Annotated in this window: 10 protein-coding genes; 4 read left to right on the top strand and 6 right to left on the bottom strand. The window is 62.1% G+C overall.

From position 1 onward, the window contains the following. Positions 1 to 13: 13 nt before the first annotated feature. Together H3V53_RS27425 and H3V53_RS27420 are read right to left on the bottom strand one after the other, a co-directional pair. Positions 14 to 997 carry an ABC transporter permease gene (locus H3V53_RS27425; RefSeq protein ID WP_336600613.1) on the bottom strand — a complete coding sequence of 328 codons (984 nt, stop codon included), beginning with the start codon at positions 995 to 997 and terminating at the stop codon, positions 14 to 16. 11 nt (positions 998 to 1,008) lie between these two features. Continuing rightward, entirely contained in the window at positions 1,009 to 2,502 is a 1,494-nt protein-coding gene (locus H3V53_RS27420) for a sugar ABC transporter ATP-binding protein (protein WP_336600612.1), read from the bottom strand. A gap of 269 nt (positions 2,503 to 2,771) precedes the next feature. Here H3V53_RS27420 and H3V53_RS27415 point away from each other — a divergent pair, with 269 nt between their 5' ends. The 4 genes from H3V53_RS27415 to H3V53_RS27400 all read left to right on the top strand — a co-directional run bounded on the left by H3V53_RS27415 (position 2,772) and on the right by H3V53_RS27400 (position 8,044). Beyond that, positions 2,772 to 4,382, top strand: coding sequence for a GMC family oxidoreductase (locus tag H3V53_RS27415; RefSeq protein ID WP_336600611.1), 1,611 nt, complete (start codon positions 2,772 to 2,774; stop codon positions 4,380 to 4,382). Between the two features lie 2 nt (positions 4,383 to 4,384). Next, positions 4,385 to 5,380: a zinc-binding dehydrogenase gene (locus tag H3V53_RS27410; protein WP_336600610.1), complete on the top strand. Its 996-nt coding sequence runs from the start codon at positions 4,385 to 4,387 to the stop codon at positions 5,378 to 5,380. Between the two features lie 156 nt (positions 5,381 to 5,536). Next, positions 5,537 to 6,955: an aldehyde dehydrogenase family protein gene (locus tag H3V53_RS27405; RefSeq protein ID WP_336600609.1), complete on the top strand. Its 1,419-nt coding sequence runs from the start codon at positions 5,537 to 5,539 to the stop codon at positions 6,953 to 6,955. Between the two features lie 186 nt (positions 6,956 to 7,141). Beyond that, on the top strand, positions 7,142 to 8,044 hold the full coding sequence (locus H3V53_RS27400; protein WP_336600608.1) for a LysR substrate-binding domain-containing protein: 903 nt from the start codon (positions 7,142 to 7,144) through the stop codon (positions 8,042 to 8,044). A 97-nt stretch (positions 8,045 to 8,141) separates the two neighbouring features. Here H3V53_RS27400 and H3V53_RS27395 read toward each other — a convergent pair whose 3' ends face one another. The 4 genes from H3V53_RS27395 to H3V53_RS27380 all read right to left on the bottom strand — a co-directional run. Next, complete coding sequence (locus tag H3V53_RS27395; RefSeq protein ID WP_336600607.1) at positions 8,142 to 9,545, bottom strand: efflux transporter outer membrane subunit; 1,404 nt, start codon at positions 9,543 to 9,545, stop codon at positions 8,142 to 8,144. After that, complete coding sequence (locus H3V53_RS27390) at positions 9,542 to 12,715, bottom strand: efflux RND transporter permease subunit (RefSeq protein ID WP_336600606.1); 3,174 nt, start codon at positions 12,713 to 12,715, stop codon at positions 9,542 to 9,544. The genes H3V53_RS27395 and H3V53_RS27390 overlap by 4 nt, the downstream gene beginning before the upstream one ends. Continuing rightward, positions 12,712 to 13,917 (bottom strand): efflux RND transporter periplasmic adaptor subunit, encoded by a 1,206-nt coding sequence (locus tag H3V53_RS27385; protein WP_336600605.1) that lies wholly within the window; start codon positions 13,915 to 13,917, stop codon positions 12,712 to 12,714. The genes H3V53_RS27390 and H3V53_RS27385 overlap by 4 nt, the downstream gene beginning before the upstream one ends. Before the next feature lie 762 nt (positions 13,918 to 14,679). Next, positions 14,680 to 15,435: IS3 family transposase (locus H3V53_RS27380; RefSeq protein WP_336600604.1), on the bottom strand; the 756-nt coding region annotated here is incomplete at its 5' end.

The following is a 15,435-nucleotide window of genomic DNA, read 5'->3' as shown; positions in this document are numbered from 1 at the left end:
TGTGGTGATGGGCTTAGCGTTGGCCGACGCGCTGGACGAGTACGGCGAGGACGATGATGACGCCCTTGATGATCTGCTGCGGATAGACGGGCACGCTCAACAGGTTCATCACGTTGCCAATCAGACCGAGCACGAGCACGCCTATGACGGTGTTGGGAACCGAGCCCTTGCCGCCCGACAGCAATGCGCCGCCGATCACGCAGGTGGCGATGCCGTCGAGCTCGAGGCCGACACCGGTGATGGGCGTGCCGACACCCGTTCGTGCGGTGAAGACGATGCCTGCCACCGCGCTCAATGCACCCGAGATCACATAGACCCAGAACTTGTAGCTGCGATCCGAAATGCCGGCCAGCCGTACTGCGGTCTCGTTGCTGCCCGTCGCGATCACCATGCGTCCGAACGTGGTGTGGTTCATCACGAAGTAGAACAGCAGCGCGACCACAACCGCGAGCAGAACGGGCCATGGCAACCCGATCAGCGGAATGCGGCCGCTGCCGAAATCGTTGAGCAGGTCTGCAGCGGGCAGATCGAGCGGCAACATCGTCGGCTGCCCGTTCGACATCATGTAGGTGACGCCGCGTGCGATCGTCATCATGGCGAGCGTGACGATGAACGGCGCGAGTCCGAATGCCGTCACGAGCATGCCATTGAGCGCGCCGAAGATCGCGCCGAGCAGCACGGCCATCACGACGGCGACCAGAAGAGCGGGCGCACCGCCCATCGGCATGACGGGCACCAGCATCGCGACGAGCAGGCCGCCCGACGCAGCAATCGAGCCCACAGAAAGATCGATGCCGCCTGTGTTGATGACGAGCAACATGCCCAGGCTGACGAACAGCAGCGGCGTCATCTGCCGCAACAGGTTGTACAGATTCTCTTCGCTCAGAAAGGCAGGCGACATGATGCTCGATACGATAAACAGCAGCGCGAGCATGATGAGCGCGTTATAACGCACCAGACCGCGCAGCAGCGGAACATTCGCCCGCCGCGTTTGCATGATTCCTTCCATTACTTCACTCCCATGGCCAGCGATATCAGCGACTTTTCATTGATGGCGGGGCCGCTGAGTTCGCCCGCGATTCGGCCTGCGCGCATCACCACCACGCGATCACACAGGCCAATGATTTCCGGCATGTCAGAAGAGACGACGATGATGGCGACGCCCGCGCGTGCGAGATCATTAATGACCTGATAGATCTCGATCTTTGCGCCGATATCGACACCGCGAGTCGGTTCGTCGAGAATCAATACGCGGCATCCGGTCGAGATCCACTTCATCAGCGCGACCTTTTGCTGGTTGCCGCCGGAAAGCGTCGACACGTTGATTTCGGTGTCGCGCGCCTTGACGCGCAACTGTTTGATGAGCTCGCGCGTTTGCGCACGCTCGGCGCGGTGATTGAGAACGCAACGCAGCCGGGCAAACGCATTGCGAGGCTTCATCATCGCGTTCACGCGTATCGGCATGTTCAGAAGCACGCCCTGTTGTTTGCGGTCCTCGGGAAGCATGCCGATACCGCCGTCGATACCGTGTCGAGGCCGCTTGATGCGAGTGAGCGGCCGGCCATCGACATGAATCTCGCCGGAGTCTTTTCGATCGGCGCCGAAGATCGCGCGCATTGTTTCCGTGCGGCCCGCGCCGACGAGTCCGCTAAAACCCAACACTTCGCCTGAACGGACATGAAACGAGACGTCCTGAACGCGATCGCCTGCATTCAGGTTGCGGACCTCGAGCCGCGTATCGCCGATCGCGGCGTCACGCCCGGGAAACAGATCGCCCAGCTCACGTCCCACCATCAACTGGACGAGTTGAGTCTCATCGATGTCGGCAATGCGCACAGTGCTGACGAAGGCGCCGTCTTTTAGCACGGTGGCGCTGTCGCACAGGTGGAAAATTTCTTCGAGCCGGTGAGAGATATAGATGATGCACACGCCATCGCGCTTGAGCCTCTCGAGCAGCGAAAACAGGCGCGTGGTTTCGCGTGCCGTGAGCACGGCTGTCGGCTCGTCGAATACGAGCACACGCGAGGTGCGAGAGAGCGCCTTGCAAATCTCGACGATCTGCTGCTCGGCCACCGACAAGGTGAACACGGGCCGGGACACATCCAGCTCGCCGAAGCCGAGCGCATCGAGTTGCTCGCGTGCGCGCGCCTTCAGCCGCGACCAGTTGATGATCGTCTTCCCGGCGCCGAGGTCGTGCAAGAAGATGTTCTCGGCGACGGACAGATGTTTCGCGAGAGAAAACTCTTGATGGATCACGGATATGCCGTGAGCCTGCGCCGCATGTGGACCGTCAATCGTGAGGCGTTCACCGTCCAGCAGTATCTCGCCTTCATCTGGCGAATATGCGCCGGCCAGAATTTTCATCAGCGTCGATTTGCCTGCGCCGTTTTCGCCCATCAGCGCATGCACGTGACCGCCGTGTGCTTCAAGGCTGACACTGCGCAGCGCCTGTACGCCGCCAAAGTGCTTGCTGATGTTGCGCATGACCAGATGGTTGCTCATCGTCTCCTCTGTGATGCTGATATTCGATCGACACGACACGTAATAGCCTCACCGCGTGGTATCAACCTGGTTCTCAATATGATAGATGATGCATCATATATCTATAGATGAGAAAGCCAAGATGAGTGTTTGCCCCAGGCCGCCTTGAAATCTTGGCAATCGGTTGCCGATCTTCGGATGTATCATATATCATGCGTTGAGGCTGGGGAGCCGCGCAGCAGCAGACGCCCCTAGTCATTCGATCAGAACAGAGACCATGGAGACACGTGATGTATGACTACATCGTGATCGGCGGCGGTTCGGCAGGAAGCGCCGTTGTCGGACGGCTGGTGGAGGCCGGTGCGAAAGTGCTGCTACTCGAAGCGGGGCCGCGCGACAAGAACCCGCTCGTGCATATTCCGGCGGGCTTCACACGGCTGCTTTCGACGGATCTGCTGTATCACTACGAGACGGAACCTCAGAGCGGCCTCGATGCCAGACCGCGCATCGTGCCGCAAGGGCGGGTACTGGGCGGCGGCAGTTCGGTGAACGCGCTGATCTACATTCGCGGACAGCGCGAAGACTACGACGAATGGGCGCGACTCGGGAACACCGGATGGTCGTACGAAGAAGTATTGCCGTATTTCAGACGCGCGGAAGACAACGAACGACTCAATGACCGTTATCACGGTGTCGGTGGACCGCTTGGCGTATCCGATCTCAGTCAGCGCTGCGAGTTATCGACGGCGTTCGTGCGCGCCGCCCAGCAGGCGGGCATTCCGTTTTCACACGACTTCAACGGCGAGCGCCAGAACGGGGTTGGATTCAACCAGATCACGACCCGCAACAACAGGCGCTGCAGTGCCGCGGTCGCTTATCTGCGACCAGCTGAGGCAAGCGGCCGGCTGACGATCCGGACTGGGGTCCGCGTGGACCGCATTCTTGTCGAGCACGGGCGTGCGGTCGGTGTCGAATTCGACGACCACGGAAAGGTTGTCCGCGAGAAGGGATGCAAAGAGGTGATTCTGTCGGGCGGAGCCGTACAGTCGCCGCGGCTGCTGATGCTGTCGGGAATCGGCCATGCCGGCGAACTCGCGCGGCATGGCATCGAGGTCGTGCAAGACGTGCGGGGAGTGGGCGCCAACCTGCAGGACCACATCGAGTTTCCCGCAGTCGCCTACTGCACCGGCAGCTATGGCTATTACGGTCAGGACAGTATCGTCAATACGTTGAAGAACGGAATGCAATATCTGCTGTTCAAGAGTGGACCCGTGACGTCGAACGTGACGGAGGCCTGTGCGTTTGTCAACGTCGACGATCCTGAAGGCCGGCCGAACATCCAGATGCACTTCGTGCCGATCGTGTTCCTCGATCTCGATCAGGATCACGTGAAGTCGGCGGGCGCGACGATCAATCCCTGTGTGCTACGTCCGCAGAGTCGCGGCGAAATCCGTCTGAAAAGTGCTGACCCGAAGTCGGCGCTGTCGATCGACCCGAAATATTTCCAGCATGCCGAGGATCGGCGTGTCGCCGTCGAAGGCCTCAAAAAGGCACGCGAGATTCTCGCGCAACCCGCGTTGCGTGCCTATACCGGCGAAGAAGCGCTGCCCGGTGCGTCGATCGGCACCCATGCCGCGCTGCTGGACTATATCCGCAAACGCGCGAAAACCGTCTATCACCCCGTTGGAACATGCCAGATGGGCATCGGTGAGCACGCAGTGGTGGACCCCGAGCTTCGCGTGCGCGGTGTCGCTGGGCTGCGGGTGATCGATGCATCGGTGATGCCGAATCTCATTTCGGGTAACACCAACGCGGCCTCCATCATGATTGGCGAAAAGGGCGCCGACTACGTGCTCGGCAAGGCAGCGCTGACGGGCCGGGCGCTCGAGGCGGTGGCGTAACGATGTCCAACCACAGCGTGACGATCGATACGACGGGTGCCTGGACCTGGACGACTGCGGGCGCGCCCAGTGCGCTCGCGTGGCAGCAAGTGACGATGCCTTTGGTGGAACCGGGCGAGGTGCTGGTGAGCAACCGCGCAATTGGCTTGAATCCGGTTGACTGGAAATTCATCGAGTGGGGTTCGCCTGCGTGGCGGCCCGGCCACATTCCGGGTGTCGACGGAGCCGGCGAAGTCGTCGCGGTTGGAGCAGGCGTGCAACGCGAATGGATCGGCGCACGCGTTGCCTATCATCAGGCGCTCACGCGCAACGGCAGCTTCGCGGAGTACACCGTGGTGCCCGTGCGGGCGCTTATGCGGTTACCTCCAGGACTCAATTTTGTCGAAGCGGCAGCGTTGCCGTGTCCCATGCTCACCGCCTGGCAGGCGATACAGAAGGTGCCGCAGCAGACAGGACTGGAGGTGCTTGTGTCCGGCGCGGGTGGCGCGGTCGGTACGCTGCTGGTGCAATTGGCCGTGCGTGCGCGCTGGCGCGTCGCCGCCATGTGCAACCGTCGTCACTTCGAACGCATGGCGCGTCTGGGTGCTTCCACGTGTATCGAGCCGGACATCGGAAGCTGTGCGCTTTCTCCGCATCATCTGTTTGACGTGGTGTTCGATACGGTCAGCGGTCCTCACGCCGCCCGACTGGCGCGCGGCATCGGTGCGAATGGTCATCTGGTCTGCATCCAGGATCGCATGGAAACGCCACCCGTCGAGCCATTTACCACGGCGATCTCATTGCATGAAGTCGCGCTGAATGCACTGCATGGCTATGGCACGGGCGCGCATTGGAGTGCATTGGTCGAAGCAGGTGAGCGCATATTTACGGAGGTACTGCATCACGTGCTTGCGCCCCTGCCCGTCGAACCCATGCCGATGATGCAGTTGCCGCAAGCACTTGAGTCGTTGAAAACACATGACACGCAAGGTCGCCCTGTCATCGTTCTGAATGGATAACGCCGGAGTTGCCGGCAACCATAGTATTCCGCTCAACGATGACGGAGTGCCAGGCCGTATTGGAGAAGAAATCAACGGCATGCCACGCATCACGTTCTGATGCGCTGCCGACGGGAATGAAGTCGTCCCTTCTTAACTCACTAGCAGGAGAGTCGAATGACAGATGCGAAGCGGTTCTATATTGCAGGGAAGTGGCAAACACCGGACGCGAGGGCGGAAATCGAGGTCGACAATCCGGCAGACGAGTCGGTGTTGACGGCGATCGCGGCCGCATCCGCGGAAGACGTCGATCGCGCGGTAGCCGCTGCGAAAGGGGCGTTCGACGAGTATTCGCGAACGACCTTCGAGCAACGCGAGCGCTGGCTCGTCAAACTGCTCGACGCCTACAACAGGCGTTACGCCGATATGGCGCGCGCCATATCGCAAGAGATGGGCGCGCCGATCGACTTCGCGTCGGCCGCCCAGGCTCGCACGGGGCAGGGCCATCTGGAGGCGGGCATCAAGGCGTTGCGCGAATTCCGCTTTCGGCATGAGGTTGCCGGCGGCAGCGTGGTGCGCGAGCCGATCGGCGTTTGCGCGCTGATCACGCCTTGGAACTGGCCCATCAACCAGATTGCCTGCAAGGTCGTGCCTGCACTGGCGACGGGATGCACGATGGTGCTCAAGCCAAGCGAAATTGCCCCGTTGAGCGCGGTGCTTTGGGCGGAACTGATCGACGAACTCGATTTGCCGCCCGGTGTGTTCAATATGATTACGGGCGATGGGACGACGGCCGGAGCCGCACTCGTGCGACATCCGAACGTCGATATGATTTCGTTCACGGGTTCGACGCGCGCAGGCACTGCGATCGGTGCCGTGGGCGCTCAGATGGTCAAGCGTGTCACCCAGGAACTCGGCGGCAAATCGCCGAACATCATTTTGCCCGGAGCGGATCTGGGGCGCGCGGTCGCGAGCGGCGTGCGGCACTGTATGGCGAATAGCGGACAGTCGTGTAACGCACCGACCCGAATGCTCGTGCCGGAATCCGAATACACACAAGCCATCGATATCGCACGCCAGGCGGCAGGCGATATCAGCGTGGGCCTTCCGGAACAGCAAGGCGCGCATATCGGACCCGTTTCGTCACGAGTGCAATTCGAGAAGGTTCGGGCGTTGATCCAGGCGGGCATCGACGAAGGCGCGACGCTCGTTGCGGGCGGGCCCGAACGGCCGACGGGACTTGAACGGGGTTTCTACGTCAAGCCGACTGTGTTTGCGAACGTCGATAACACCATGCGCATTGCGCGTGAGGAAATTTTCGGCCCTGTGCTGTCGATGATTCCATACAGCAATCTCGATGAAGCCATTTCGATCGCCAACGACACGCCTTATGGACTCGCGGCTTATGTCCAGGGTGACGCCGGCCTCGCGCGATCGGTAGCGGGACAGCTTCGGGTCGGCATGGTGAGCCTCAATGGCGCGGATCAGTCGTTCGATGCGCCGTTTGGCGGTTACAAGCAATCAGGGAACGGCCGTGAATGGGGGGCGTACGGATTCGAAGACTTTCTGGAAACGAAAGTGATTAACGCCAGCTAACGTCGAACCGAAATGGTGAACCGCTGAAAGAGCAGACACCGGACGATTGCATCGATCGGTGTCTGCTGGCTGAAGATCAGCGCGATTCTTGAATTAAAGTCGAAAATGATTCGCAGCTACGCGAGGTTATCACGTAAGGGAAACCGGCCTATCGTACTCGGGTAATGATGAACGACAGCCGATAGCATGAAGACCACCCTCGACGAAATGATGGCGTTCGTGACGATAGCCGACGTGGGTTCGCTCACGGGCGCTGCGGAGAGACTTGCTCAACCGACTTCGGTGATGAGCAGGATTCTGCGACGCCTGGAGGACAAACTCGACACCACGCTGATACGTCGCACGACTCGCCGGCTCGAACTGACTGAAGAAGGGCGCGTGTTTCTCGAACACGCCAGAGGCATCATCGCTTCCGTCGAACTGGCCGAGGAGCAGATCGTGCTGAAGCGCGATGCGCTTGCCGGGAAATTGCGGGTGAACGCCGCCGCGCCGTTCATGCAGCACGTGATCGTGCCGCTCATGCCTGGCTTTCGCGATACATGGCCGGATATCGAACTCGAACTGCATACGAGCGACGAGATCATCGACCTGCTGGAACATCGCACGGACGTTGCCGTGCGCATCGGCGAACTTCACGATTCCACGCTGCACGCGCGCAAGCTGGGCAGTAGCCGTCTGCGCATTCTCGCGAGCCCCGCGTATCTTGCGAAAAATGGCACCCCAACGACAGTTCCCGATCTGGACTCGCATACGCTGCTGGGCTTTTCGCAACCTGAGGTGCTGAATCAGTGGCCGTTGCGTTCGCAGCATGGCGACTCGTGGCGCGTTCGTCCGACGCTGCAGGCGTCGAGCGGCGAAACCTTGCTTGCGCTCGCGGCAAACGGTGCGGGCATCGTGTGCCTCGCGGACTTCATGACCGGCACGCATCGGCGCAGCGGTGCGCTCGTTGAGGTGCTCGCGGACGAGACCGTCGAATTTCTTCAACCTATTCACGCGGTCTACTACCGGAATACGACGCTGTCGCTGCGGATCCTCAATTTTCTCGACTACGTCAGCGCGCAATTGAGGGAAAGCGGCGATATTCGCTGACGCAGTTCGACACAATATCCCGTTGCCATTGTGGTGCCGCACTCGCGCGAGGCGAATGCGGCATTTGCGTTTGCGCTTGCACGTGGCGTGCGTCCGCTCATTGACCCAGTGCGCTGACGAGTCTCACCTCGCTGCGCAACGTTTCGGTCTGCGCCTGCACCATTGCATCTTCGGCCTTGAGCAATGAGCGCTGCACGTCCAGCGTGTCGATGAAGGCCGACTCGCCGCTGCGCCACGAATGGTTGATCTGTTCGTACGCGGAGCGGGCGCTCGATGTCGCGCGTTCGAGGCTTTGTGCGCGCCGATGGTCCCGGTCGGTCGCCGCCATCGACGTTTCGACCTCGCTGACCGCGTTGAGCACGGTTGCGTGGTAGGCATCGAGCGCCTGTTCCGCTTCCGCGCGGCGCAACGCGACCACGCTGCGCCGCTGGCCGCCGTCGAAGATCGGCGCAGTTGCGCTGGCGCCTGCCACCCATGCAAGCGAGCGCGCGAGCGTGATGCCTGAGAAGCTGTCGATGGCCGCACCGATCATGCCGACCAGTTGCAGTCGCGGCTTCAGGTCCGCTTCGGCAACGCCGATGCGGGCGTAGGCAGCCACGACACGCGCCTCTGCGGCCCGCACGTCCGGCCGCCGGCGCAGCAGATCCGCGGGTGTGCCGACGCCGGAAACGGGCGGTGTCCACGCGGGCATCGGGGCGGGCGGGTCGAGTTGTGCGTAGATGCCCTGCGGCGTCGACGCGGTGAGGATCGATAGCCGGTGAATAGCTGTTTGACGCTGCAATTCCAGGGCGGACAGATCGGCAAGCGTCGTTTCGGTCTGGGCCGCGGCGCGATCGACGTCGGCGGCCGGCACCACGCCCGCCTCGAACATGCGGCGCGTCGATGCCTCGGTATTGCGCTGGCTCAGCGCGTTTTCCTGAACGAGGTCGATGCGCTGTTCGAGCCCGCGCACGCTCACGTAGGTCAGGATGGTTTCCTCGATGGTCGCGATCCGCACCGCGAGTGCCTCGTTGCGGGCCGAGTCGACGTCGGCGCTCGCCGCCGACACGCGTTGCCGGACGCGACCGAACAGGTCGGGCTCCCATGCGAGGCTCGCGCTGATTCCGAATGCATTGCCGGTCGTCGGCGTGTCGGTAGGGAAGGCTTGCGATGCCGAGAGCCGCTGACGGGCGGCGTCCGTATTCAGATCGAGCGACGGGAACCGCTGCGAAGCGGCACCGGCCTCCAGCGCGCGGGCGGCGTCGATGCGCGCAACGGCCGCTTTCAGATCCAGATTGCTGGCGAGCGCGGTGGCGACCAGCCGGTCGAGGATCGGATCGTGAAAGCCGTGCCACCAGTCGGTGAGATCCGGAACGGCACTGCTGTGCGCGAGCGCCTCGTTCGCATACGCGGTGGCGAGCGATGGCGGCGTGACGGCCGCAGCGGGCGGGTTCGCGCACGCGGTGAGGCTGCCCAGCGTGGCAGCGGCGGCGAGAGCGGTAGTCAGGCGAAGCAGATTCATTGGGATACCTCCACGGCCACTTCCGCGCTGCGGCGTTTGCCGACGGCGAGGCGGCGGACCATGACATAAAACACCGGCGTGAACAGCAGGCCGAAGGTCGTGATGCCGATCATTCCAAAGAACACCGCAGCCCCGACGGCCTGGCGCATTTCAGCACCTGCGCCTTCGGAAATGACGAGCGGCAGCACGCCGAGAATGAACGCGAGCGACGTCATCACGATCGGGCGCAGTCGCCGCACGCATGCCTCGACGACGGCCTCGATCAGCGCCTTGCCTTCGGCTTCGAGCTGCCGCGCCACTTCGACAATCAGGATCGCGTTTTTCGCCGCGAGCCCGATCAGCACGATGAAGCCGATCTGCGTGAGGATGTTCACGTCCTGGCCGAGCGCCTTGACGCCGAGCGACGCGGCGAGCAGACACATCGGCACGATCAGCAGGATCGACACCGGCAGGCTCCAGCTGCCGTATTGCGCCGCCAACACCAGGTAGACGAGCAGCACACATATCGGGAACACCAGCAGCCCGGCGTTGCCCGCGGTGGTCTGCTGATACGACAGATCGGTCCATTCGAAAGCGATGCCGGGCGGCAATACCTGCTTCGCCAGCGTCTCCATCGTCTGGATCGCGTAGCCGGAGCCGAGGCCAGGTGCTGTGTCGCCATTGATTTCGGTGGCCGGATACAGGTTGTAACGCGGCACGCGATCGACGCCGAGCGTATTGCTCATATGGGTCACATTGCCGACCGGCACCATCGCGCCGTCGCGGTTGCGGACTTTCAGGCGCGCGAAGTCGTCGGCGGTGACACGAAACGGCAGGTCGGCCTGCCCGGTCACGCGATAAGTCCGGCCGACAATGTTGAAGTCGTTGATGTACGCCGACCCGAAGTACATGTCGATCGCGTCGTTGATTTCCTGATTCGATACGCCAAGCATCTCGGCTTTCTCGCGATCGAGTTCGGCGTATACCTGAGGGTTCGTCGCCGAATACGGCGTATAGACGCCGACCATGCCGGGTGTCTTGTTGGCCGCGGCCACGAGATCTTCGGTTGCTTTGGCCAGCGCTGCTGTGCCGAGACCGTTGCGGTCTTCCAGCCGCATCGCGAAGCCGCCGGTGCTGCCGAGTCCCTGAACAGGCGGCGGCATGGCGACCACGACGGATGCCTCCGTGACCGACGCGAGGCGCTTGCGCAACTCGTCTGCGATCCGGTCGATCGTCAGTCCGTGCTGCTTGCGTTGTGGCCAGGGTTCGAAGACCGGAAAGAGGCCGGCGTCGTTCGCGGATTTGGTGCCGGTTGCCGCATTCACGCCGGAAAAGACGGGCACCCGGGCCACGCCGGGCACGGACAGCGCAATGTCTTCGATCTTGCGGGCCACCGCGCTCGTGCGTTCGAGCGTGGCGCCATCGGGCGTGTGAACGAGCACGACCAGATAGCCACGGTCCTGCGCCGGAATGAAGCCTTTCGGACTCGAGATGAGCAGCCACGCCGTCGCGCCGATCAGCAACACATACAGCACGGACATCAAAGGAATCACGGTCACGATGCGCCGCACGAACGCGCCGTACGCATCGGAAAGGCGCTGGAACAAGCGGTTGAATCCATCGGCGAAGCGCCGCACGTACTTCACAGCTGGTGCGAATGCGCCGCCCACGCGATCATGGGCATCGCCGTGCGCCTTCAGGATGGTCGCGGACAAGGCGGGCGCGAGCGTAATCGACGTGAAGAACGAGATCGCGGTGGAGACGGCGATCGTGACGCCAAATTGCCGGAAGAACTGGCCCGAGATGCCGGGAATGAACGACGTGGGGATGAATACCGCGCACAGCACCAGCGTGATCGCAAAGAGCGCGCCGCCGACTTCCTTCATCGTCGCGAGCGTCGCGTCCCGCGCGCCAGCGCCCGAGGCGAGATGCCGTTCGACGTTCTCTACGACGACGATTGCGTTGTCGACCACGATCCCCACGGCGAGCACGAGGCCGAACAAGGTCAGGTTGTTGATCGAATAGCCCAGCAGCGCCATGACCGCGAACGTGCCGACGAGCGATACCGGAATCGACAGGATCGGAATGATCGATGGACGCCAGCCCTGAAGGAACAGCAGCACGACGAACACGACCAGCACCACTGCTTCATAGATCGTCTTGACGAGTTCGTGGATGCTGTCGCCGATGAACGAGGTAGGGTTGTAGCCGATGTTGTAGACGATGCCCTTGGGGAAGTCCTTGCCGAGCTCGGCCATTTTCTTTTCGACTGCGGCCATCGTCGCGACCGCGTTCGCGCCCGGCTGCTGCAGCACCTGCAACGCGATGGTCGGATGGCGCAGCATGTAGCTGTCGGTCGTATAGTCCAGCGCGCCGATTTCTACGCGCGCAATGTCCTTCAGGCGCACGAGGCGGCCGTCCGGCCCCTGCTTGATGACGATATCGCTGAAGTCTTCCGGGCGCTTGAGCCGCCCTTCGAATATCAGATTGGGCTGGAATGCCTGATTCACGATCGGCGCCTGTGCAATGACGCCGCCCGCCAGCTGGGTGTTTTGCGCGTGCACCGCTGCGATCACGTCGCCCGGACTCAGGTTGAACGAGGCGGCGCGCTCGGGGTCGAGCCAGATACGCATCGAGTATTCGCGTGCGCCGAGCGGATTGATGTCGCCGACGCCATCGATGCGCTTGAGCGCATCCGCCACGTTGCGGATCGCGTAATTCGACACATAGAGCGGATCGTAGCTGTTGTCCGGCGAGTACAGGAAGATCGTGCCAAGCTGCGTTGGCGATGACTTGCGGACCGAGACACCGCTGCGCTGGACGGTTTCGGGCAGGCGCGGGGTCGCGAGCGCGACGCGGTTCTGCACCAGCACCTGTGCCTTGTCGACGTCGGTGCCGGGCTTGAACGTCGCGGTGATGTTCAGGCCGCCGTCGGAGGTCGCCTGGCTGTACATATACAGCATGTCTTCGACGCCGTTGACCTCGAGTTCGATCGGCGTCGACACCGTTTCGGAAACGGTCTCGGCGGAAGCGCCCGGATAGCTCGCCTGAATGACGACCGTGGGCGGCGCGATGTCCGGGTACTCCGAGACAGCTAGCGAGAAATACGCGAGTGCGCCTGCGATTGTGATGACAATCGACAGGACGATGGCCAGCACGGGTTGCTGGATGGAGAGACGGCCGAGGTTCATGGCAGGTCCTCCTTGATGCCGGCGGCGGCGGGCGCCTCGATCCGCTGCACGATGGGCCTGACGGTGTCGCCCACGCGCACGCGCTGGAAGCCGTCGATGATCACGGTGTCGCCCGCTTGCAGGCCGGAGGTGACTTCCCGCAGCTTGCCGAATAGGCGGCCGACAACGACAGGACGGATCGACACCTTGCGATTGTTGTCGACAAGCCAGAGGACACGCCGTGTGGCGTCGGTCGCAACGGCCGAGTCCGGCACAAGCAGGGCCGGGTGGGTCGTATTACTCGACAGATACACGCGGCCGAACTGCCCTGGGTTCAGGCGTTGATCGGGATTGACGATGCGGACGCGTTCGCGCAGCGTCCCAGTCGAGTTATCGAGGCGGTTGTCGACGAAGTCCAGATGACCGCGCAATGAAGGCTTCGTGTCGCCGGGGAGCGCGATACGGACGTCACGAGACAAGGCGTCGCCTTGCCCTTTGGCGGCTTCGTGCGTGTAGCGCAGATAGCTTTGCTCGTCGACATCGAAATAGAAGTCGATCGGGTCTTGCGACACGATGGTGGTCAGCACGGTGGCGTCGCTGTCACCGCCTTTCACGAGATTGCCTTCGCTGATCCGTTTGCGGCTGATCCGGCCGGACATCGGCGCGACGATTCGCGTGAAAGACAGGTCGAGTTGCGCGCGGTCGAGCGCGCCTTGCGCGCTCATGACCTCGGCCTGTGCGCTTCGCACCGCTTCCTTGCGCTGGTCGAAAAGGCTTTGCGCGATGGTGTCGGTCTCGATCAGCACGCTGGCGCGATCGAACTCCTGCTGGCTCAGCGCGAGCTGCGAGCACGCGCGTTCCAGCGCGCCTTGTGCGGCAACGACGGATGCCTGATAGGGACGCGGATCGATCAGAAACAGGACGTCCCCTTTGTTGACCGACGCGCCGTCGCGGAACGCGACCTTCTCCAGATAGCCGCTCACACGAGGGCGCACTTCGACGGTATCGATCGCCTCGAAGCGGCCCGCGTAGACATCGACGCCTCTGACGTTCTGCACAGCGGGCTGACTGACCACCACGCTCAACGGCGGGGGAGGCGGCTTGTCGTCTGAATGGCACGCCGACAGCACGAGCACTGCCGCGAGCGGGATCGCGGCCGCTATGAGCGACCGGGCGAGGGCTTTTTTAACCGGGAAGTCTTTCATGTCGATACGCAGTTTCACGAATATGCCGGCAATGGCCGGATCGTGCGCAGTATCGACGTTCGAGCGCGGCGCATAAACCCGCGTCGCGACACAAGAATATGTACGTGCGAGTCAAGAATCTCCTGATGCGCTGACTGCGCGATACCGAGAAAGAAGGAAACGATGAAAGCGTGCTTGGACAGCCATATCATGCAATGCTTGTCGAAATCAGAAGCGCCGCGAATCGAAGGATCTGCGCACATGCATACGGTCCACGGTAACGGCCGACCTCGATGATCATGATTCAGGTCGCGCGTGGCATTTCTCGCCGCCATTGAAGTGGCCAGTTGGAGGCGTTCGCTGTCGCCGGCGCATGGTCAGTCGAGCGGCGGTTCAGCCTTGATAAGAGACATTGGGACGGTGAGTGTCGAGTGTCAGAGAAGGGTCGGCTACGGCCGGCCGCGTCGGGCGGCAGTCGGTCGAGGGCGTGCGAAAACACAAAAGCACTCGGTCTTCGGGTGTCGCTTCACCCTTACCGGGTCGCCACCAGGCCGTTACGCGGCGATCTGAAGGGTCGACTTTGAAAGAGGCTTCAGGCAGAGCGCGTTTTCACACGGCCTCGGCCATGAAGCGACGTTGACGACACGCTCGCTTCCGACGTGCAGAAGACAATTCCACCCGCGAATCAGACCTTCAACTCCCAGTACGTCGACTTCGTTGGCCGATGATGTGGACAAGGGTGCTCCCGAATTCAGGTCCGATCTTCGATGTTTCGAGACCTGCGCTGAGGCTGACCCGGAATCAGGGCCGTTCTGAATTGGAAATTTCCGGCTCCGTTGGCTGGGCCGAATTCACTCGACACGCTTGCTGGCGAGCGAATTCGGCCGGCGTCATCCACTCCAGTGCAGAACGGGGACGCGCCTCGTTATAGTACTCACGCCACACCTCGATTTTGCGGCTGGCATCTTCCAGCGACAAGAACCAGTGTGAGTTCAGGCACTCCTCGCGGAAGCGTCCATTGAACGACTCGCTCTTTGCGTTATCGGTTGGCTTGCCGGGACGTGAGAAGTCGATTTCCACGCCGTTCTCGTATGCCCATCGATCCAGCGCTTTCGAGATGAACTCGGACCCGTTATCTGCCTTGATAAAGCGCGGCAGTGGCCGATTCGCCGTGATGCGATCCAAGGCGGCAACCACGTCTTCGCCTCTGAGCGACGCCCCGACATCGATAGCCAGACACTCACGCGTGTAGTTGTCGACGATCGTGAGCGTGCGCAAACGCCGACCGTCAAACAGTGCGTCCGCGACGAAATCCATGCTCCAGATTTCGTTGACGGAAGTGACTGTCTGCTTCGGCTGTCGAAGTCTCGCCGACCTGTTTCGCCTGGGCCGCTTGTGCCGCAACGACAGGCCCTGCTCGCGATACAGCCGGTAGACCCTCTTGTGGTTATCGCGCCAGCCTTCCCGGCGCAGCATCACGTGCACGCGGCGATAGCCATAGTGCACACGCGTCTGCGTGATCTCCCTGATGCGCATGACGAGCGCGCTTGGGTCGCG

Origin of the sequence: Paraburkholderia bengalensis (genome assembly GCF_037126505.1) — a bacterium.
GTDB lineage: Bacteria > Pseudomonadota > Gammaproteobacteria > Burkholderiales > Burkholderiaceae > Paraburkholderia > Paraburkholderia bengalensis.
Note: the sequence above shows the minus strand (reverse complement) of the source record. Positions and strands in the feature narration are given on the sequence as shown.